The sequence below is a fragment of the Vagococcus vulneris genome (genome assembly GCF_003950515.1).
Lineage (GTDB): Bacteria > Bacillota > Bacilli > Lactobacillales > Vagococcaceae > Vagococcus > Vagococcus vulneris.
Genome location: NZ_NGJS01000012.1, coordinates 1 through 21,217 on the forward strand (window position 1 = coordinate 1; position 21,217 = coordinate 21,217).

The 21,217-nt window shown below is 35.0% G+C and carries 15 protein-coding genes and 1 pseudogene; 12 read left to right on the plus strand and 4 right to left on the minus strand.

All coding sequences use genetic code 11. The features are described from left to right. Nucleotides 1-833, plus strand: a pseudogene (locus tag CBF37_RS08405) (IS3 family transposase); the annotation flags it as partial. 118 nt (nt 834-951) lie between these two features. Here the strand turns inward: CBF37_RS08405 and zwf are convergent. Next, the gene (gene zwf, locus CBF37_RS08410; RefSeq protein ID WP_125984305.1) at nt 952-2,457 is read right to left on the minus strand and encodes a glucose-6-phosphate dehydrogenase; all 1,506 of its coding nucleotides are present in this window, start codon (nt 2,455-2,457) and stop codon (nt 952-954) included. Nucleotides 2,458-2,623: 166 nt separating this feature from the next. Between zwf and CBF37_RS08415 the strand changes: the two genes are divergently transcribed. Then, a complete protein-coding gene (locus CBF37_RS08415; RefSeq protein ID WP_240626693.1) occupies nt 2,624-3,385 on the plus strand; it encodes an acyl-[acyl-carrier-protein] thioesterase in 762 nt (253 codons plus the stop codon). A gap of 282 nt (nt 3,386-3,667) precedes the next feature. On the opposite strand, the gene CBF37_RS08420 is transcribed toward CBF37_RS08415, so the two are convergent. Beyond that, nucleotides 3,668-5,035 (minus strand): APC family permease, encoded by a 1,368-nt coding sequence (locus CBF37_RS08420; RefSeq protein ID WP_125984307.1) that lies wholly within the window; start codon nt 5,033-5,035, stop codon nt 3,668-3,670. A gap of 175 nt (nt 5,036-5,210) precedes the next feature. Between CBF37_RS08420 and lepB the strand changes: the two genes are divergently transcribed. The 7 genes from lepB to dinB all read left to right on the plus strand — a co-directional run bounded on the left by lepB (nt 5,211) and on the right by dinB (nt 17,635). Continuing rightward, nucleotides 5,211-5,762 (plus strand): signal peptidase I, encoded by a 552-nt coding sequence (gene lepB / locus CBF37_RS08425; RefSeq protein WP_125984308.1) that lies wholly within the window; start codon nt 5,211-5,213, stop codon nt 5,760-5,762. A gap of 125 nt (nt 5,763-5,887) precedes the next feature. Then, entirely contained in the window at nt 5,888-9,475 is a 3,588-nt protein-coding gene (locus tag CBF37_RS08430) for a PD-(D/E)XK nuclease family protein (RefSeq protein WP_125984309.1), read from the plus strand. Continuing rightward, nucleotides 9,447-13,208, plus strand: a complete 3,762-nt coding sequence (addA, locus tag CBF37_RS08435; protein WP_125984310.1) for a helicase-exonuclease AddAB subunit AddA — start codon at nt 9,447-9,449, stop codon at nt 13,206-13,208. The genes CBF37_RS08430 and addA overlap by 29 nt, the downstream gene beginning before the upstream one ends. A 72-nt stretch (nt 13,209-13,280) precedes the next feature. Then, on the plus strand, nt 13,281-14,027 hold the full coding sequence (locus CBF37_RS08440) for a DUF975 family protein (protein ID WP_165866672.1): 747 nt from the start codon (nt 13,281-13,283) through the stop codon (nt 14,025-14,027). Between the two features lie 309 nt (nt 14,028-14,336). Further along, nucleotides 14,337-14,465 (plus strand): methanol dehydrogenase, encoded by a 129-nt coding sequence (locus CBF37_RS08445; protein ID WP_125984312.1) that lies wholly within the window; start codon nt 14,337-14,339, stop codon nt 14,463-14,465. A 56-nt stretch (nt 14,466-14,521) separates the two neighbouring features. Continuing rightward, nucleotides 14,522-16,216, plus strand: a complete 1,695-nt coding sequence (locus CBF37_RS08450; protein WP_125984313.1) for an oleate hydratase — start codon at nt 14,522-14,524, stop codon at nt 16,214-16,216. A gap of 279 nt (nt 16,217-16,495) precedes the next feature. Continuing rightward, nucleotides 16,496-17,635, plus strand: a complete 1,140-nt coding sequence (gene dinB, locus CBF37_RS08455) for a DNA polymerase IV (protein ID WP_125984314.1) — start codon at nt 16,496-16,498, stop codon at nt 17,633-17,635. A gap of 21 nt (nt 17,636-17,656) precedes the next feature. Here the strand turns inward: dinB and CBF37_RS08460 are convergent, their stop codons facing one another. Together CBF37_RS08460 and CBF37_RS08465 are read right to left on the minus strand one after the other, a co-directional pair. Further along, nucleotides 17,657-18,829: a toxic anion resistance protein gene (locus CBF37_RS08460; protein ID WP_125984315.1), complete on the minus strand. Its 1,173-nt coding sequence runs from the start codon at nt 18,827-18,829 to the stop codon at nt 17,657-17,659. Further along, nucleotides 18,829-19,530 (minus strand): 5-bromo-4-chloroindolyl phosphate hydrolysis family protein, encoded by a 702-nt coding sequence (locus tag CBF37_RS08465; RefSeq protein ID WP_125984316.1) that lies wholly within the window; start codon nt 19,528-19,530, stop codon nt 18,829-18,831. Before CBF37_RS08465 ends, CBF37_RS08460 begins: the two co-directional genes overlap by 1 nt. Before the next feature lie 178 nt (nt 19,531-19,708). Between CBF37_RS08465 and CBF37_RS08470 the strand changes: the two genes are divergently transcribed. The 3 genes from CBF37_RS08470 to CBF37_RS08480 are packed head-to-tail and all read left to right on the plus strand — an operon-like array spanning nt 19,709 to nt 21,211. Further along, the gene (locus tag CBF37_RS08470; protein WP_125984317.1) at nt 19,709-20,266 is read left to right on the plus strand and encodes an NUDIX hydrolase; all 558 of its coding nucleotides are present in this window, start codon (nt 19,709-19,711) and stop codon (nt 20,264-20,266) included. An 11-nt stretch (nt 20,267-20,277) separates the two neighbouring features. After that, on the plus strand, nt 20,278-20,505 hold the full coding sequence (locus CBF37_RS08475) for a hypothetical protein (protein ID WP_125984318.1): 228 nt from the start codon (nt 20,278-20,280) through the stop codon (nt 20,503-20,505). A gap of 16 nt (nt 20,506-20,521) precedes the next feature. Further along, on the plus strand, nt 20,522-21,211 hold the full coding sequence (locus CBF37_RS08480) for a 5'-methylthioadenosine/adenosylhomocysteine nucleosidase (protein WP_125984319.1): 690 nt from the start codon (nt 20,522-20,524) through the stop codon (nt 21,209-21,211). The last annotated feature ends 6 nt before the right edge of the window (nt 21,212-21,217 follow it).

Sequence of the window (21,217 nt, forward strand, 5' to 3'; positions counted from 1 at the left end):
AAACATTGAAATTCCCTAAATCAACCTACATGTACTGGCAGAAACGCTTTAATCGTTCAAATCCAGATCAAGAAATAGAAGACAAAATATTAGAGATTCGAAAAGAACATAAGGATTATGGTTGTCTGCGAATGACAAGCGAACTGAAGGATAGAGGTTTTCACGTTAATAAAAAGAAGGTTCAACGTTTGATCAAAAAAACTAGGAATCGAAGTGAAATCATACACTAGAAAATCACGACGCTATAGTTCTTATTGTGGTAAGGTTGGTACAGTTGCCAAAAATCGTATTCATCGACGATTTTACACAAGTGTCTGCCATCAAAAAATTACTACTGATACAACAGAATTTAAGTATTTCGAAGCAGACACCAATGGTGTAATCCGTCAGAAAAAGCTTTATTTAGATCCGTTCATGGATTTATATAACAGTGAGATTTTATCTTATAAAGTTTCTGAAAAACCTAACGCTCTTGCGATTATGGAAGGATTGGAAGAAGCCATTCAAACAACTAATGATTGTCCTTTTCGTAGAACATTTCATTCAGATCAAGGTTGGGCATATCAAATGAAAGCATATAGTTGTAAATTAAAGGAACACAAAATCTTTCAAAGTATGTCCCGTAAGGGGAATTGTTTAGATAATTCTCCTATGGAAAATTTCTTTAGTCTTTTAAAACAAGAGATTTTTCACGGTGAAGTTTATCGTAGTTTTGATGAGCTTAAAATAGCTATTGATGATTATATCTACTACTACAACATAAACGAATGAAAAAGAAATTAAACTGGCAAAGCCCTGTTCAATTTCGAAAAGCAACACAATTTGTAGCTTAGATATTAATTTTGAAACATCAAAAAAAGGAGTGGATTTCTCCACTCCTTAAAAGTCTAACTTTTAGGGGTCACTACATTTCGGCAGCTCTTTTTTTAAAGACTAATTTAATCTTTTTATTTAACGGTACCATTCATCTGGTTGCCAAACCCACTGTTTTCCATCTTTTTCTAAAAGATCAAAAGAACATTCCGGTCCCATTGTTCCAGCGGTATAATTTGGGAAGTTAGGTATTTCTTTATCCCATGTTTGGCGTATGGCATCAACAACTTTCCAAGAACTTGCGACTTCATCCCAATGAGTAAAATTAGTGGCATCACCTTTCAGTGCATCCAAGATTAATTTTTCATATGCTTCAGGTGAATTTTCGCTGGCTTCAGCTGAATGGCGGTAATCAAGTCTCACTGGATCAATATTAAAACCATCACCAATTTCTTTTCCATTCAAAGTTAATGAAAATCCTTCTGTTGGTTGAATAAATATGGTTAAGACATTTTGCGGAATACTATTAGCTTCTTGAATAGGTGTTTCAGAACCCCTGAAAATATTGATGGGAGATTCTTTAAAGACGATATTAATCCGAGTTCCTTTTTCTGTCATTCTTTTACCAGTGCGCACATAGAATGGAACACCTGTCCATCTAAAATTATCAATTAAAAATTTACCTGCTACAAAAGTCTCAGTATTAGAAAGTGTATCGACACCTTCTTCTTCACGGTAACCCTTAAAGTGCTGCTGCAGTTTATCGCCAGTGCCATATTGCCCTCTGACAAAAGCATCTTTAACTTCATCTGGTGAATAGACACGTACTGCTTGAAGAGCAGTAATCTTTTCACTACGAATGGCTTCATCAGAAAAAATTGTTGGGGGCTCCATTGCGAGTAAAGCAACCACTTGCAGAATATGATTTTGGACCATATCTTTTAACGCACCGCTCTGATCATAATAACCGCCACGTTCTTCAACACCGATACTTTCTGCTAAAGTAATTTGAATGTTATCGATGTATTTATGGTTCCAAAGAGACTCAAATATGGTGTTGCCAAATCGAATGGCTGAAATATTTTGAATCATTTCTTTACCTAGATAATGATCAATTCTAAAAATTTGTTCTTCAGAAAAAACAGCTGATATCTCATTGTTAAGCTTTTTCGCACTTTTATAATCAGTACCGAACGGTTTTTCGATGACTAAACGACTGAAACCATGCTCTGTCATAATATTTTCAGATTTAATATGACTTGAAATAACTCCGAAGAATTGTGGTGCCATCGCTAAATAAAAAAGTCGGTTGCCTTTTAATTCATAGGCTCTATCTAGTTCTGCAGCGATTTTCTCCAAAACAACGTATTCTTCAGTATTATTCACATTATGAGATTGGTAGTAAAAATGGCTTGTGAATTCTTCCAATTCCCGCTGAGTTGGTGATAAACTTTGAATAGACTCGGAAACTACTTCACGAAAGAAAGTATCTGACCACTCTCTGCGGGCAGTACCGATGACTGCAAAGTGTTTATTAATTTGTCCTTTGCGGAATAATCGAAAGAGTGAAGGGTATAATTTACGTCTTGCCAGATCCCCAGTTCCTCCGAAAATGATAAAAAGGGCTCTATTTTCTAATGTCATATATTTGCCAACTTTCTTTCTTGATAATTAAAATTCATTACTTATCATTTTACTTGTTCACTTCAATGAAAGCAATCATTTAAAGTCTAATGGGATAAAATTAGAAGCTAATGAAGATATATGCATTTAAAATAGTCCGTTTTTTTTAATAAGCTATGTTATAATAATGAAAATAGATAAAAGTGAGGCAAAGATGATGGCAAAAAAGTTTTCAGAGATGCACAATATTCCTTATTACGAGTGTGATGTCACTAAGCAACTAGCAGTTCCTAGTATTATGAAGATTGCAATCAGTGTGTCAGAACATCAAAGCGACTCAGTTGGAGTCACCGATGACTTTATACATAGCTTTGGGTTAGGCTGGATTATCACACAGCATGATATATACATTAATCGTTTACCCAAAGAAGGCGATAAAATAAAAGTTACAACACTCGCTGAGAGTTACAATAAGTACTTTTGTTATCGTCGTTTTTGGCTGCATGATGAAGAAGGAAATGAATTAGTATCCGTTCTGACTACTTTTTGTTTGATGGATTTGGAACAGCGTAAAATAGCCAGTGTGCAAGAAGAGATTATGGCGCCTTTTCATTCTGAGCATATAAAAAAAATTAAGCGAAATGATGCGATTCTGCCGATAAATGCGCCAACAGATGAAAGAGAGTATCGTGTAAGATATCTAGACATTGATACCAATCGTCATGTTAATAATTCTGTTTATTTAGAATGGTTATTGGATACTGTCGGCTATGAACGCTTAACGTCGCACTCTATTCAACGTATTTTGATAAATTTCAATAAGGAAGTCAGATATGGCGACGTTGTTCAAAGTCGTTATGAACTCAATACTGAGACACCTGATATTAGTCGACATGTCATTATGAATGATGATATAGTTTGTGCAGAAGCAAATGTTTATTGGAAGTAAAAATAGTAAGATTTAAATAATAAAAAACCACCCCAGCTTACTTAAAGATGAAGGGGTGGTTTTTAATTATATAAAGTAAAGCTAGTTAATTTGCTACAGTCGTCAAATTAATTTAACGAAATATTATGTTTCTTTAATTTACATGTCTGTAATGCTGTATTGTCAATGATTGTAACGCTGCACGTATTATTCTGACTTGTTTACTAAGGAATTATTATCTAATTATCTAATATAGGATAATTAGACATATCAGTAATAGAAATAATTGTAGGATTGATAGGATTATTTCTGAGTATTCTTTGCATAATTTGTCTGCTTAAAGTAATGGTATCCTCCATAGCAAAAAAGTGAACAGATAATAAAGAAAGTAATCATCGATATTGGATTAGATAAGACCCCACCGATGATGATAACTAGACCGCCAATAATTGCTAAAATTGGTGCTATCAAACCAGTTAATGTGTTTGTAATTTGCTTGGTCCAATAAAGATGGAGTACTTTAGTATAAAGCAAAATGTAGTAGAAATAGCCAAAAACGATAGCAATCTCACTAACGTCACCGGTTGTCAGTAGTCCGAATTTTTGAGTAGCATAGTGAATGGCGTACCAAATCAATCCAACAATCAAGCTGATTAGAGCAGATCGGCTTTTTAGTTTGGTAGTCGTCTCTTTCTGATGATTTGATGTAAATGATGGAAACATTTTTTTTGTCATCAAGGCATAGGGCATGCGTAAATGTCCCAAAACCACTCCGTTAACTACACCTAAAATTGATATGAGTACAAATACCAGCAAAACTGTTTTACCACCTGTTCCAACTAAAAGTTCACCGATAGTTGTCACGGCACCATCACCAACAGACATGATGTATTCAGCGCCGAGAATATGCGACATGCCCAAATAATAAGATAAATAGACGGCAAGTACAATAATCGGTCCTATGGTTAAGGCAATCGGCATTGTTTTTTTTGATCGTCTTACTTCATGTGAGATACTTAAGGCAATTGGCCAACCATCATAGGAAAAAGCCATTGGTGCTAAAGCTGCAAGCCATCCAAAACCTACATTTTGTATGGGTTTTGTGACTGTCTCTGTGGGTATTTCCGGATGTGGTTGATGCCAGAATAGTGCAACCACTCCAATAGCAAGTAGTGGAATCAATTTTGCAAATGAGGAAATGACTTGAAAGTAACCGCCGAATTGCCTAGACAAAATATTTAGTGTATAAAAAAACAGTAGATAAAATAAGCCGATTGCCATTTGTACATCTAATGAATGCGGGAGGTTAAAAAGTAGAGTTGTGTATATACCAGATGCCCAAGCAACCACAACTGCAACTGTTGGATAATATAAAAAGGTTTGAAACCAACCAAAAGCACTAGCTAGTCGGCTCGAAAAAAAGGCTTCAAAGTAGGCAACCATCCCACCTGATTTATCTGTCAAAGCTGCTAGGTTAGTTAATGAAATGCTACCAAAGATAATACTTAGTGCACCGATTATAAAAACTAAAACGCCTAAATAGATATGTCCTCCTGTATATAATAAAATGTCATCTATTTTAAAGAAAATACCTGAACCGACACAAATACCGACAATCATTGAAACCGCCGTCCAAAGACCGTATTCTTTTTTTTCTATAATAATAATCATCCTTTCGCAAATTTCTTTACTCAGTACTATACCACATAACGTTTGTGATAAAATAGTAACTATGAAGATATTATTTAGTATAATTTAAAATAGTTATAAAAGCTTTAAGAATCGGTGCTATTATCTCTTGTTAGTTTATGGTACTATATTACTATGATTATGATGAGGTGATGGAATGAAAAATAAAGAATTATGGTCTAACGTTGCATGGTACGGTGGTATAATTCTTATTATGATTTTGCTTAGAGCATTTGTTTTTTCTTCAGTAGTTGTGTCTGGAAATTCAATGAATCCGACACTTGTTGATGGAGAAAGAATCATCAGTTTAAAACATAGCAAGATAAAGCGCTTTGATGTTGTAACTTTTCCAGCTCCTGATGAACCAGATAAAAACTATATCAAACGTGTCATCGGGTTGCCAGGAGATACTGTCGAATATAAAGACGATCAATTGTTTATTAATGGTAAAAAATATGCTGAGCCTTATTTAGATGAATATAAGGGTATGATTGATGAGATGCCTGAAGGAGCTCCGTTAACAAAAGATTTTACGTTGAAAGAAGTGACTGGCGACAATAAAGTACCAGCAGGCAGTTATTTTGTTCTTGGTGATAATCGACAAAATTCTAAGGATGGACGTATGATAGGTTTTATTAAAGAGAATGATATATTGGGAGATGTTAAATTGTCGTTCTGGCCACTATCTAAAATTGGTGTAATTAAATAAAGTAACATTGATAGGTGATGAAAATCATCTATTTTTTTGTTTAAAAAACGAACAAGTGTTTGATTTTTTCTATGTAAATTATGTTAAACTATGATTAGACTTTTTGAAAGTAGGTGCCGAATAGAATGAGTATTCAATTTATTATTGGTACGGGCGAAAGAGATCATACGGGAACTGCTCTAAGACAAGCAGTTAAATGGCTTGAGGAGTCTGAAAACCACGAAGTATACTATCTTGTCCCGAACCATGTTAAGTTTGAAACTGAAGTATCCGTATTAAGGCGTTTATCAAAATTACCTGAATACGCAGCACTGGATAATATGGCTAGTACTAGATTGCAGGTTTTTTCATTATCTCGTCTAGCGTGGTATAAGATGCAATATACACCAAGATATCAGCAAAAAAGGCTGTCAGATGCTGGAAAATTTATGTTGATTCGACAAGTTCTCTTAGAGATAGAGATGGAATTACAGATTTTTCGTTATGAAATTAATAAAACTGGTTTTATCGAACAATTGGTAGCAATGTTTGATGAATATCAACTAGGGAATATTACAAGTGAAGATCTGTTAGATGCAGTTGAGCAATTTGATGGAGCTTCACATGTGAATGACTCTAAGGAAAAATTACTGGAAATTCAAAAGATTTACGAGTGTTATCAGAAAAAGTTAATTGCAATTAACGGTGAAACAAGTGACATTTTATTAGATTTAACTGAATATTTGAGTCAGATTGATTTAACTAATGTAATGGTTATTATCGGCGGTTATTCAAGTTTAACAGCTGTAGAGCAGCAATTGATGCAACGTTTGATGTCTGCTGCTGGGGAATGGCGTATGAACTTAATAGTAGATAAAAGCTATGGAATTGAATCTCCGATACAACAGTCATTATTTTATAATCCCGGTAAGGTATATTTTGATTTATATCAATATGCCAGACATAAAAAAATTCCAATTTTAGTTGATGCATTAGCTGACATGCCTAAAATCCATGAAGATATGACATTAATCGGTAATGTTTGGTATGATGCACATCAAATGACTGCTGACAAAAAATTATCCAAACTGAATCATTCGGAAAGTCTACAAATTTGGGCGTGTGATGATGCTTACGGTGAAGCTGTTATGGTTGCTAAAAAAATCAGACAATTAATCATAGCAGGTTATCATTATAAAGATATTAAGATTATGACTCGTGATCTGACTTCTTACCGCCGTGTTCTCGAGCCTGTTTTTACTCAAGCGGAAATTCCTTTTTATATAAATGAAGATGTCGAGATGAAACACCATCCGTTAATTGAATTTATAGATTCTCTATTTCAAATTAATATGTATTACTACCGCTACTCTGATTTGATGCGACTATTGCGGACGGAATTGTTTATGCCAGAATTAACAGATGTTAAGGAATTAGATTCATGGGAAAGTGGGGTATCCATTTTACGTCAACGAATTGATTATACTGAAAATGTTGTTTTGGCATATGGTTATAACGGTTTCTACTGGACGCAAGAGTCAGATTGGTCATATGTTACTTACGAGTATAACGGGCAAGAAGTATCAACTAATTGTGATATGTTGATACAAGACGAGTCTAATAAGGTGCGTCAATCAATCAGAGATCACCTATGCCCATTTTTTGAGAGTTTAGCAACAGCTGAAACTTACCGGCAGGCGAGTGTGATTTTTTATCAATTTTTAATTAATGTTGGTGTTCAGCATCAATTGGTTATGCTGCGTGAACAAGCTATCAATCAAGGCGATTTAGTTTCGGCAAAAAATCATGAACAAGCATGGCAGGCATTGGTTGATTTGTTAGATGAACTCGTTGACTTAATGGGTGATAATTTATTTATTTTAGAAGACTTTATCCAAATCATTCATAGTGGACTTGAAGGTCAAACATTTAGTAAGGTACCGGCTGCTTTAGATCAATTGATAGTTACTTCGGTCGACATGGTACAAGCAGAGAGAAGTCGTGTCACGTTTATGTTGGGGGTATCTGATCAGGACTATCCAAAAAAGATTGAAAATAAAACACTTATGACAGATGACGAACGGCAAATGCTAGCTGAGTATCTGTCAATTGAAAAATATCTAAAAAAAGATACGACCAGCGAATTCGCACGGGAACCTTACGTATTTTATTTAGCTTTACTTTCTGCGACAGAACAATTGATAATTACTTACCCACAAGCTAGTGATACTGTAAAAGAAATCAAAGCCTCAAGTTATTTGCGTCCGATTATCAGAAATCTGCAATTAAACATTGAAACGAAAAATACACCAATTACAATTAAAAATATGGATAATATCAATTATTTTGCAACATATAAATTATTGTTAAGCGATATTATGCCTTTAAAACGTGAAGCGATAGATAGTAAACAACCTTTATCGTGGTTATGGCAGCAGTTAGAAAAACGTTTGATTGATAAATTGCCCTTTATTGCGAATCGTGTGTTGGCAAGCAGTGATTATAAAAATATTCCTGATGATTTAACACAAGAAAGTGTGGCGAGTTTGTATGGCGATACAATCTATGCTTCGGTATCTAAAATTGAAAACTTTAATCAGTGCCATTATAAATATTTTCTGCAATATGGTTTAAAATTGAAAGAACGTGAAAAATTTGAATTGTCATCAGCTGCTACCGGTGATTTTTTTCATGACTCATTAGACCAGTTTTTTAAGGAACTTATTAAGCAAAAAAAACAATTGTCAGAGTTATCAGATGAAGAAATCAACTATTTAGCTGAATCTGTTTTAGCTGGTGTTTTTGCAGAAGCAAAGTTTTCAATTCTAACATCTAGTCAACGTTTAAATTATATTCGCTATCAATTAAGTCAAACAATCAAACGAGTAATCTGGTCGCTTCGCAAACAAAGTGAACGTACAAAAATGACGACATTACAGACAGAAATTTTATTTGGAGAAGCGTTGGGAGAAAAAGGTCTGGCTAGTTTAGATTTTGATTTGCCTCATCAAAAAAAATTAAGTGTTCGTGGAAAAATTGATCGGCTTGATATGGTTACCGTGGATAATCAGCCTTATTTAGCTGTGGTGGATTATAAATCAAGCCAACATAGTTTCAGTATGAGTGATGCCTATTATGGTTTGGCATTGCAGATGATTACATATTTAGATGTTGCACTGCAAAATGCGGTTAATTTAGTCGGACAGCGAGCAGAAGCAGCGGGTGCTTTTTACCTGCATGTTCAGAACCCGACACTCAAAGAAGCGTCACAATTAACTAATGAAAAAATTGAACTGGAATTATTAAAAGAATTTAAGTATCAAGGCATACTTGTTCAGAATGATGATTTATTAACAGAATTAGATGTTACCGTTGAGCCGACAAAAGCCTCGTTAGTGTATCCGTTTAATCAGTTAAAATCAGGTGAAGCTAAGTCAAAACAATTTGTTACACCAGATGACTTACAATTATTAATCCAGCATAATCATCAACAATTTATAACGGCCGGTGAAAAAATTTATGAGGGAAAAACAACATTAAATCCGATGTATAAAGGAAAAGAGCGAATTGCTTGCCGCTTTTGTCCTTTTCGCAGTGTTTGTCAATTTGACGCGATGCTTCCAGATAATAACTATCATCGTATCGAGGAATTACAGGACGATATTGTTTTAGGACGATTAAAATTAGGTAAAGGAGAAACGACAGATGGTTCAAATACCAGTGAGACCGAGTAATAGTCAATTTACCGATGAGCAGTGGCAGTCGGTGTATGATGGCGGTACAAATTTATTGATTTCCGCTTCTGCAGGATCTGGAAAGACTACAGTTCTGGTTGAGCGTGTCATCCAAAAAATTAAATCAGGTATCAGTGTTGACGAGTTGTTAATTGTGACATATACAGAGGCTGCAGCGAAAGAGATGAAGGCACGTATTCAAACAGCCGTCCAGGAGGCAGTTAACCAAGAATCTAATGAAAAGCAAAAACAACATTTGATTAAACAGCTGAGCTTGCTGCCGACTGCGAATATCAGTACATTGCATGCTTTCTGTCTGCAGGTTATTCGCAAATATTATTATTTGATTGATATTGATCCAGTATTTCGCTTACTAACGGATGAAACAGAGAGCATTTTATTGCGTGAAGATGTCTGGTTTGATTTGCGTGAAAAATTATATGGAGAAGATCAAGAAATATTTTATCAGTTAACAGAAAACTTTTCGAACGACCGTAGCGATGATGGTTTGACACGTCTTATTTTTTCGTTGCATCAATTTGCAACTGCTAATCCAGATCCGATCGGTTGGTTAGACTCATTAGTACAACAATATGATCTTACATCTGATAATATGGCAGATATTCCGCTGTATCAAACTGCAATACGACCAAGTATTATGGCTGATTTAGTGCGCATTGAAGCACAGTTAAGTCAAATTCTTCGATCTATAGAAGGAGAGCCGGATTTTGCTAAAACATTACCGATTATTAAACAAGATTATGATCGTGTCTGTCTTCTTCAGCAGTATGTCGATCAAAATAAATGCGACGAGTTATACGATGAGTTAGCAGGACTGTCATTTGCTCGTATGTCCGGACCGACTAAGAAAAACGGAACACCGGAGATTCTAGAAATTTATGAGCATGTTAAAACAGCACGTAAACAGTGTAAAGAAGCTGTTGAAAAGATAAAAGAACGTTATTTCGCACAGTCTCCTCAAGAAATGTTGGCGCTGATGAGAGAATCAGAACCGCTTGTTGCAGTGATGAGTGAAGTGGCTAAAAAATTTTTAACAGCTTTTAGAAATGAGAAAGCACATAAAAATGTGGTGGATTTTAACGATTTGGAACATTTTACTTTAGATATTTTAGCGGAAATAATAGACGGTACAAGGAGAGCAACAGAAGCATCGACTTATTATCGTCAAAAATTTAAAGAAGTTCTCGTTGATGAATATCAAGATATTAACCAACTTCAAGAAAATATTCTATTTTGGTTAAGACAGCCCAATAATGCTCAAGGGAATTTGTTTATGGTTGGTGATGTGAAACAGTCTATTTATGCTTTTCGTTTAGCAGATCCCACGTTGTTTATTGATAAGTATACAAAGTATGCAACAGAAGAAGGCGGCAGGCGAATTATCCTAGCAGAGAATTTTAGATCTCGTGCACAAGTTTTAGATTTTACAAACTTTGTTTTTATGCAGTTGATGACGCATGATTTAGGTCAAATTGATTACGATGACAGTGCAGCGTTAATCACTGGCTATTCTGCTTATCCTGAGGATGAAAACTATGAAACTGAGATTTTAATATACGAAAGTCAGAAAGATGATGAAGAAGTATCAACCGATAGCGAGCCATTCGATTTTGTTCTAGATGATAAAACTGAAGGTGAATTATTACTTGTTGGTCAAAAAATAAAAAAACTTATCAACAGTCAATATCTAATCTATCGAAAAAAAGAACAGAAAGCCACACCCATCAGTTATAAAGATATTGTGTTACTGACCCCCACCAAGAAGAATAATCTGGTTATTTTAGATGTTTTTAAACAACTAGGTATTCCGCTATTGGTAAATGACACACAAAACTACTTTCAAGCGACAGAGATTAAAATTATGGTGTCGCTATTACAGATGATAGATAATCCGTATCAAGATATATCAACCGTCTCGGTGCTGCGATCGCCAATCGTTGGCTTAAAAGAAAATGAATTAGCAGAAATTAGGCAGTACCAGACTAACGGTTATTTTTATGATGCGCTGTTTGAATATTTGCAAAAAGAAAATGTGTCAGCTCTCTATGAAAAAGTTTATGCGTTTATTGAGCAATTTAATACGTGGCGAGATATTGCCAGAAGAGAATCGTTGGCAACATTAATTTGGCGGATATATGAAGAAACTGGGTTGCTGGATTTTGTCGGAGGAATGCCTTCTGGAAGACAACGGCAAGCGAATTTGCATGCACTGTATGAACGGGCTACTGCTTATGAAGAGATGAATTTTAAAGGATTATTCCAGTTTGTTCGACTGATTGAGAAAATGCAGGAAAAAAATAGGGATTTGGCTGAACCGAATCAAATCAGTGATGATGAAGATGCAGTGAGAGTTATGACGATTCATGCAAGTAAAGGTTTAGAGTTTCCCGTTGTTTTTGTCATTGATACTGCAAAACAATTTAACTTGCAGGATATTAATCAAACAAGATTTATTTTTGATGAACACTTAGGGGCAGGCATTAAATACTTAGACCGTCAACAGCGAATTCTTTTTAATACGCTACCTTTTTCAGTGTTAAGAGAAGAAAAGCGCAAAAGATTACTGGCAGAAGAAATGCGGAAATTGTATGTTGCATTGACTCGAGCTGAACAGAAGTTATATCTAGTCGGCTCATACAAAAGTCAGGACAAAGCATTAGAACAGTGGCAAAAACAGTTGGTTACGGAAGATATCGCGATTGACGCGCCAACCAAATTGGCGCAGCGCAGTCTAATGGATTGGGTAGGAATGACGCTTGTTCGGCATCCTGAGATACAAAAAGAGTATCCAGATATAGAAGTTCTTCCTAATAAAGTACTGGGCAGTCACCCTATGACCTGTTCTTTAAAATTTATTGATAAGCCAACTTTACTGGCAGGACTAGAAAGTCTTTCCAAAAATCATGAAAAAGAAAAATTAATCATCGCACAAAAACCTAATCCACAATTGTTGAAGGAAGTTATTGACTGCTTGGATTATGCTTATCCCAATAGTGCAGCGACTAAGACAACTAGCTATCAATCTGTATCAGAAATTAAACGTGTTTTTGAAGACCCTGATAATCAAGACTTACCTCAATTGGATGTAATAAGTGAAACAGATAAGCGTTCACCCGCAGGACATCGTTATGTTAATGAGACTCTAGCTAGCCCGACTTTTATGCAAGAAGTACAAGGTCCGACGGGAGCGGATATCGGTACTGCCACACATTTATTGATGCAGCTTTTACCCTTAGAGCAAAAACCAACAGAAACAATTATCAAGTCCTTGTTAGCAGATACTGTTCAAAATAAACTTATCTCCGCTGAGACAGCCGAAAAAGTTGATTGTATACATTTAGCGACCTTTTTTGATACACCGTTCGGTATGGAACTTTTGGCGAATCATGCATCACTAAAAAGGGAACAGCCTTTTTCTATATTAATTAAACCGAGTCAATTATTTTCAGATGGTTCTGATAAGTTAGAAGATACTATCCTAGTTCATGGGATAATTGATGGTTATTATATCAATGGTAATGATGTTGTGTTGTATGATTATAAGACAGATTATATTTCTGATATCCCATCTGAAAATGAGTTGTCAAGTATTAAAAAACGATACCAAGGACAAATGAATTTATATAAATTGGCACTATCCAACATATTAAAAAGAGAGGTAACGGTTGTTAAATTAGTATTGTTACGTCCGCAAATTATTTTAGATATATAATTTAACTTTGTTAATCAATAGATATAAAAAATAGTTTATGCTACAATTTATAAAAAGAGAGGAGTGGGAAAGTTGTATAAAACGACGGCAGAATTAAAATCGGAAGTTAAAGAATCTTTAAAAGGCCGGTGGGGTGAAGCTATTACATTGAGTATTGTACCGATTATAGTAAAAATTTTAACTATTTGGGCATTAATAGCAGCCTCATTCTTGTTTGGTTCAGTCTTATATTATGTTTTTGGTAAAACAGGTATATCAGGAGTTGAACAATTTGATTTAAGTGGTGTATCGCAAAATGATGGAAATAGTAATTCGCCAATCATAACGCTTTTCTTGAACTTTATTCAATTGTTTTTAACAGTCGGTATTTCATTTACATTTTTGGATGTTATCCGACGTGGAAAATCAGAAAGTATGCAGTTTAAGCAAGCATTTCGCTTGTTTAACGGGAAGGACCTTGGTCCAGTATTATTGTTGAATATTTTGATGTATATTTTTAATAACTTATGGTATTGGTTGTTTATAATTCCCGGCTTTATAAAGAGTTATTCTTATTCACAAGCTAATTTTATTTATAAGGATTTATCGGAAAACTCTGATACAACGAGTGTTGGACCAACGTATTATATTACTGAAAGTCGTCACTTAATGAATGGACACAAAAAAAGATTATTTTGGTTAGATATTACTTTTTTAGGATGGTATATTTTATCACTTGTTACATTTGGATTAGCTGAATTTTTTGTTACACCGTACGTAACTGCTACAAAAGCTGCGTTTTATAATGATTTAGCGAAAGATAAATATAATCGTAAATAGAAGAAAAAAAGTATGAGACAATTCTCATACTTTTTTCATTAATTTTATAGAGGGCAATCAAATCAATTTAAGAAATAGTGAGTAATATATACATATACCAATTATCCCGAATTGGTTTTTCATACTTAACTCCTACCGAGATAGAGAGTAAATAACAACCTTCATTTCCACTAAGACGACGGTCTTAGTGGTTTTTTTACCAAAATTTTATAATGGACCTTATTGTTTGTTTTGTATTTTATATAGTTATATAATTTGTTTGTATAACAGTTAATTGTTTTTAGATAATGAAATGGGAGGCGTTTTCTGATGAAATCTAATTTAGTTAAATTAGGAATAGGGCTAGGAATCATGGCACTTGGTGCTGCTTATGTAACAAGAAAGACTGGATTTTTTGAAGATGATAGTCATCTATACGACGAATTTGAATCGTTTTAAAGTAAAAACATCATCATATAAATGGTAATCAAGTAGTAATAATGGAGGCTTATAACATGATAAAGAAAAAAGCGATAATGATAGGTGCCGGTTTAGCTAATATGGCGGCTGCGGTTTATTTGATTCAAGAAGGAAAATGGGACGGTAGTCAAATAAAATTTTATTCACTTGATGATCACGGAGCTAATGACGGAGCTCCGACAAACACAACAATTGATGAGTACTGGAATAAAGACTATCCAATGAAAAATCAAAAAGGATTTGTTGCAAGAGGCGGCCGGATGTTGAATTATCGAACATATGTGGATTTGATGGATTTGTTGGACCGTATCCCATCAGCCACAGAACCAGGTATGACCGCAGCTGAAGACACAAGAGAATTTGATGCACAGCATCGTACCTTTGATAAAGCTCGTTTATTAGAAGGTGGCAAGGGGATTATAGACGGCGGTCATTTAGGCTTAAGCAATAAAGGCCGAATGTTGTTGACGCAATTAATTGCGATGCCTGATTCAAAGGAAGAAAAGCTGGACAATGTTTCTATCGCAGAATATTTTAAAGATGATCCAGATTTCTTTGAAACAAATTTTTGGTTTATGTGGGAAACAACTTTTGCTTTTCGTGTAAAAAGTTCTGCGCAAGAGTTGCGTCGTTACATGCATCAAATGATTTATGAATTTACACAAATTGAACATTTAGTTGGTGTTAATCGGACAAGATATAATCAATATGAAAGTATTATGCTGCCTTTGATTAACTACTTAAAAGCAGAAGGTTGCGAGATTGTTTTGGATCGCTTAGTTACAGACTGGGAATTTAAGGAAACACCGATGCAGGATGAAATTACAGTAACTGGTTTAGATATGTTAAATACTAAGACTGGTGAAAAAGAGCATGTTGTTGTCGATAGTGATACGGCTGTAATATTTACTAATGGTTCAATTACAGATTCTGCTACGTTGGGTGATTACGATACACCTGCTCCAGAAAATATGGACTACGGTGCAGCTTCTAGTTTATGGAAGAAAGCTTGCGAACACTTCTATAACCTTGGTACGCCGGATAAATTCTTTGCTGATCGAGATAACAGCGAGTGGGTAAGTTTCACGTTGACGACAGATAATCATGTTTTATTAAACGAAATTTCACGTATTACAACCCAAGAACCAGGCAATGCACTAAACTCATTTATTTCAACTCATCCGATTACACCGCTTATTCATAAAGATGTTAATATGTCGATTGTCGTTCACCATCAACCGCATTTTACAACTCAAAAACCAAATGAAGCAGTTATCTGGGGTTACTTCTTATATCCAAGAAGAAAAGGTGAATTTGTTGACAAACAATATATTAAAATGACGGGTAAAGAAATGGTGGAAGAATTGATTGGTCAACTTTCTAAAGTAGATCCAGGACCGGGCAATATTCGTGATAAAGAAGCTGAAATAATGAATAGTGTGATTAATAGTATCCCTGTTTATATGCCTTATGCTTCAGCTTTGTTTAATAATCGTGCGAAGAGCGACCGTCCAAAAGTAATTCCAAAACATTCAACTAATTTGGCTTTCACAGGTGAGTTTGTTGAACAACCTTATCAAATGATTTTTACTGAACAGAGTGCCGTACGTTCTGGTGAAATAGCAGCTTTCCATTTTGCTGGTATACCAATGTCTCGTCTAGTTGATACACCACGCTACGATAAAGATTTAAAAACACTAGCTCGTGCAGCTAAGAAAATGTTCGAGTAAATCAGGTAGAAAAAATTAGAAATTAAATAAGAAAGCAGTCGATGCATTTTGCGTAGAAAATGATTTTATCACGTATGTCTCGACTGTTTTTCTTTTTTTTTAATAGGTTCTCTCTCCTAAAAATATTCTAAATGAAATGTTATAAAAAATTAATGATAATTATTGGCAAATTGTATTATGTTTTTAAATTGATCAAGCGGGAGTTAAAAGCAGTGTGACACTTTATCTGTGATATACTTACTTAATAGACAAAACGGGTAAATAATTGGAGGTGAAGGTATGGCCGCCGACTTAGTATTTCCATTAAATAATGATACGTCTCGAAAAATCATTCATATAGATATGGATGCTTTTTACGCATCAGTTGAGGAGCGTGAACATCCAGAATTAAAAGGTAAGCCGCTGGTAATAGCTCGACATCCGCGCGAAACAGGTGGTCGTGGTGTTGTGACAACTGCAAATTATGAAGCACGAAAATTTGGTATTCATTCTGCGATGAGTGCTCAAGAGGCATTTGAACGTTGTCCGACTGCAAACTTTGTGTCGGGCAATCGTCAACTTTATTCTCAAGTATCTAAGCAAATACATCAAATCTTTCATCAATACACTGATATCATCGAACCATTGTCATTAGATGAAGCGTATCTTGATGTGACAAGCAATAAAAAGAATGCTAAAAGTGCGATTCGTTTGGCACGAATGATTCAGTTAGACATTTGGCGTGAGTTAGACTTAACATGTTCAGCTGGTGTCAGTTATAATAAATTTTTAGCTAAATTAGCATCAGATTATGAAAAGCCTCATGGGTTAACAGTTATTATGCCTGATCAGGCTGAAGAATTTTTGAAGAAGCTCCCGATTGAAAAATTTTATGGGATTGGAAAGAAAACAGTACCAAAAATGCAAGAGATGGGAATTTATACAGGTGCAGATTTATATGAACAAAGTGAAATGGATTTAATTCGTGAATTTGGTAAGATGGGCTATTCGCTTTATCGTAAAGTTCGCGGTATTCACGATGCTCCCGTTCAAGCTGAGCGCGACCGTAAATCAGTTGGGCGGGAGGATACTTTTAGGCAAGTATTAATTACAGAAGAAGAAGTCATTAGTAAACTGCGCTATTTGGCAGCGGATGTCGAAAAATCATTAGAACGTAATGGGCTACACGGCACGACAGTTGTTTTAAAAGTGCGTGATAAGACGTTTGATACATTTACTCGCCGCGTAACTTTGCCAGATTATGTGAGTAAAAAAGAGGATCTATATTTTTATGCTAAACAATTGTGGGAAGAATTTGATGATATTGTTGGCCAAGGAATCCGTTTATTAGGTATCACAGTAACAAATTTGGCACCAAAAGAATTTGAATTAATAAAATTGCCGCTATGGGCAAAAAAAATACCGGACGACTGGTTGTGATGGCCTGACGTCCGGTATTTTTTATTGTTTTGTCATTTCTAATAAGCGATCTTTTAAATCTTCTTCCATACCAGCTAATTCGATTTCTGCATTGCGGCGTTTTTCTTTACCTTCTTTTTGAATGCGCAATGTTTCTTGGATGGTTTCAATTAAATCATTTTGTGTTTTTTGTAATGTATCAATATCTACAATACCTCGTTCGTTTTCTTCAGCTACTTCAATTGCTGAAATTTTTAACATTTCTGAATTGCGTGTTAACAGTTCGTTTGTTGTATCGGATACTTGTCTTTGAGCAGTGACCGCGTCTTTTTGACGTAACAGTGTTAAGGCAATTGCTACTTGGTTTTTCCAAAGTGGAATGGCTGTATTAATCGATGCCTGAATTTTTTCAGCCAATGCCTGATTTGTATTTTGTATCAAACGGATTTGTGGTGCTTGTTGAATGGTTATTTGTCGTGCTAATTTTAAGTCGTGGGTTCGTTTTTCTAAGCGATCAGCAAATTGACTTAGGTCGCTGACAATCTGTGCATCCATTTGGTCGCCGGTCTCTTGCGCTTTTTTTATAGCAGCAGGAATGGTTTCTGTTTGTAGTTCTTCAATTTTTATTTCACCGGCAGCGATATAAATGTTCAAAGCATCAAAGTAGTCTTTGTTTTTGGTATATAGCTGTTCTAACATTATATTATCCTGTAACAAACCATCTTTTTCACGGTCTAATTTTACAGCGATTTTATCAATCTGAGCACCGATTTTCTGGTATTTTGCAGTCGTTTCATAAATTGATTGTTTTACTTTACCAAATAAGCGTTTAAATACGTTTGAGTCTCTAGCCTCTAATTCGCTAGGACTGGCTTCGTTTAAGCGATACATTAAATCTGTTAAAGTATCACCCATTGGACCAATATCTTGAGTCTGAACATGATTTAACATCGTATGCGAAAATTCGCTTAATTTTTGTTGTGCTGCTGCACCGTATGTTAAAACAGATTGACTGTCATTTGTATCAATCTGCTGTGCCAGATTTTTAGCTTGTTCCTGCCTCTCAACAGATAATTTATTTATCATTCGATTGTCGGCCGCCGTCGACATGTGTTGGTTGGTATCTGGACTGATTGGCATATCAAATGGGTTGCTGAGCAAATCATCAAGTGTAGTTGATGAAAGATCTTCTGTTTTTTTAATTTCGTCTGTCATTAATTGTTATCTCCTTTATATTCAGTATCACTGACCGTTCGTTCGGCAGTTTGTTTCGCTACTTTTAATTCAACATCAAGATCATCTAAATCATCTTTAACTAATTGATTATAATCAAGTACAATCAGTTGTGATAAATCCTCAATGGCCTTTGCGCATTCGGTTAAGGCATCATACGTTTGTTTATTCTTTATGTCGTGATCATTGATTTCAACATAACGCTCAGTTAATTCAGCGATATTTGGCAAGTGAGTGTATAAAAAATCATTCGCCTGATGCAATTTTTTCGGCTCTTTAACTAATTCTTTAAAGATAGCTTTAGTAGCTTTTAAAGTTTGGCACTTTAAGTCTATCGTCCGTAATTTAGTGACATCTGTCATGTTTTTTTCAAGTACTTGAATTTGTTGTTTTGTTTCAGCCATGGTGTGTCTGAAATAGTCGATTTCACTGCTGCTCATTCCTAATTCGCGATAGTGATCTTCTTTAGTTTTAGATAAGTTAGGTATATCTAAGCCGACAGATGTCTCTCTTTTTTGTCGGTTTCTCACCCATGATACAGTGGACCAGACTAGTGAACTTAGCGCAATTAAAAAGAAAACTGGGCCCATAAAAGAGTCTTCAAAAAGCTCTGCTAAAATGAATGAACCGATAATGATTATTGTAGGGATTAAAGATTTAAATTTATGCTGTTTATAAGACATGTTATTCCACTCCTAAATGTATTTATTTGGCAGCAGCGCTGTATAAAAATATAGTAGCACATTCTTTATTTTTGTATATCAGTCGAAAGAATGATTTCTTTCTAAGCCGACAATATGATTGAAAAGGCTAGTAAATAAAGGTATTATTATTTTAACATACTTTATATAGTAGGAGAAAATGACCATGGATAAATTTGAAGAAAAAACAATTACTCGCCAAGAAATATATAATGGAAAGGTTATTCAAGTAGTGGTAGATGATGTATCCTTGCCTAATGGTCAAAGGGCAAAAAGAGAACTGGTTTTTCACCAAGGAGCAGTCGGAATTATCGCCGTTACACCCGAAAATAAACTGGTTTTAGTTAAGCAGTATCGTAAAGCGATTGAACAATCCATTTTAGAAATTCCTGCTGGGAAAATTGAAAAAGATGAACCAAATGCACTGGTTACAGCCATGAGAGAATTAGAGGAAGAAACGCATTATCGTTGTGAGAGTATGAATTTTATTACAAAATTTGTATCATCGCCAGGTTTTTCTAATGAGTGGTTATATCTGTATGAAGCCGTTGGTTTATATAAAATTTCTACTGCTGAGGCTTTACCGCAAGATGATGATGAGTTTCTTGAATTAATCGAATTAAGCTTAGAAGAAGCGAAAGCAAGAGTTGATTCAGGTGAAATATGTGATGCCAAAACGCAATACGCTATATTATATTTGGAAATGCAAAGCAAATAAGAGGAGTCCATATGTATAGAAAAGAAAAAAAGAGTAAGATAAAGAATGATAGATCAAATCCGATTGACAGTCAATCAGCCGAAAAGCCGTCAAAAAAAGATTCAGAACCGCAAATTTTGACACGAGAAAGTGTTCGTGCGTTTAAAAAGAATAAAAAAAGGAATACTTGGCTAAATATGGCAATCATCATTGTCGGTATTTTATTAGCCATTACTATTTATGCAGTATTTAGATTATAAAAGGAGTAAGTGAAAGATGAAAATTGGTATTATAGGTGCAATGGAAGAAGAAATAGTTTTGTTGGCAGCTCAATTATCAGAAAAAAAAGAATGGCAAGAAGCCGGTGCAAATTTTTATTCTGGGAAAATCGGCAGTCATGAAGTTGTTTTAACGCGTTCAGGAATTGGTAAAACACTGGCTGCTGTGACAGCAACTTTATTATTGAGCCATTATCATGTAGATGCTGTCATTAATACTGGGTCAGCAGGAGGTATCGGTGAAGGTTTAGCTATCGGTGATTTAGTTATCTCCAGCAAGTTAGCATATTTTGATGCTGATGTAACAGCTTTCGGTTATGATTATGGACAAATGCCGCAAATGCCTTTGTACTATGAGGCAGACCAAACCTTAATCGAAAAAACAAAAATTGTAGCAGATTCGCTTAGTATCACTCATTATACTGGTTTAATTGTTTCTGGTGATACATTTGTCAGCAGTCAGCAAAAAATCACTGAGATTAAGGAGCATTTTCCAAAGGTATTAGCAAATGAAATGGAAGGTGCTGCAATCGCACAAACTGCTTATCAATTTCATTGTCCATTTATTATTATTCGTGCAATGAGTGATACAGGTGATGAAAATGCTAGTGTTAATTTTGATGAATTTATCATCGAGGCTGGAAAAAAATCTGCAGAACTTGTATTGGCGCTACTAAAAAAATTGTAAAAATTC

Bases quoted from the DNA above. Each gene is read 5' to 3' on its own strand.
- CBF37_RS08460 (WP_125984315.1), bottom strand. From the start codon at position 18,829: ATGACAGACGAAATTAAAAAAACAGAAGATCTTTCATCAACTACACTT.
- CBF37_RS08420 (WP_125984307.1), bottom strand. From the start codon at position 5,035: ATGATTATTATTATAGAAAAAAAAGAATACGGTCTTTGGACGGCGGTT.
- CBF37_RS08445 (WP_125984312.1), top strand. From the start codon at position 14,337: ATGAAATCTAATTTAGTTAAATTAGGAATAGGGCTAGGAATCATGGCA.
- CBF37_RS08415 (WP_240626693.1), top strand. From the start codon at position 2,624: ATGAAAATAGATAAAAGTGAGGCAAAGATGATGGCAAAAAAGTTTTCA.
- CBF37_RS08480 (WP_125984319.1), top strand. From the start codon at position 20,522: ATGAAAATTGGTATTATAGGTGCAATGGAAGAAGAAATAGTTTTGTTG.
- CBF37_RS08475 (WP_125984318.1), top strand. From the start codon at position 20,278: ATGTATAGAAAAGAAAAAAAGAGTAAGATAAAGAATGATAGATCAAAT.
- CBF37_RS08430 (WP_125984309.1), top strand. From the start codon at position 5,888: ATGAGTATTCAATTTATTATTGGTACGGGCGAAAGAGATCATACGGGA.
- zwf (WP_125984305.1), bottom strand. From the start codon at position 2,457: ATGACATTAGAAAATAGAGCCCTTTTTATCATTTTCGGAGGAACTGGG.
- CBF37_RS08470 (WP_125984317.1), top strand. From the start codon at position 19,709: ATGACCATGGATAAATTTGAAGAAAAAACAATTACTCGCCAAGAAATA.
- CBF37_RS08450 (WP_125984313.1), top strand. From the start codon at position 14,522: ATGATAAAGAAAAAAGCGATAATGATAGGTGCCGGTTTAGCTAATATG.
- addA (WP_125984310.1), top strand. From the start codon at position 9,447: ATGGTTCAAATACCAGTGAGACCGAGTAATAGTCAATTTACCGATGAG.
- dinB (WP_125984314.1), top strand. From the start codon at position 16,496: ATGGCCGCCGACTTAGTATTTCCATTAAATAATGATACGTCTCGAAAA.
- CBF37_RS08465 (WP_125984316.1), bottom strand. From the start codon at position 19,530: ATGTCTTATAAACAGCATAAATTTAAATCTTTAATCCCTACAATAATC.
- lepB (WP_125984308.1), top strand. From the start codon at position 5,211: ATGAAAAATAAAGAATTATGGTCTAACGTTGCATGGTACGGTGGTATA.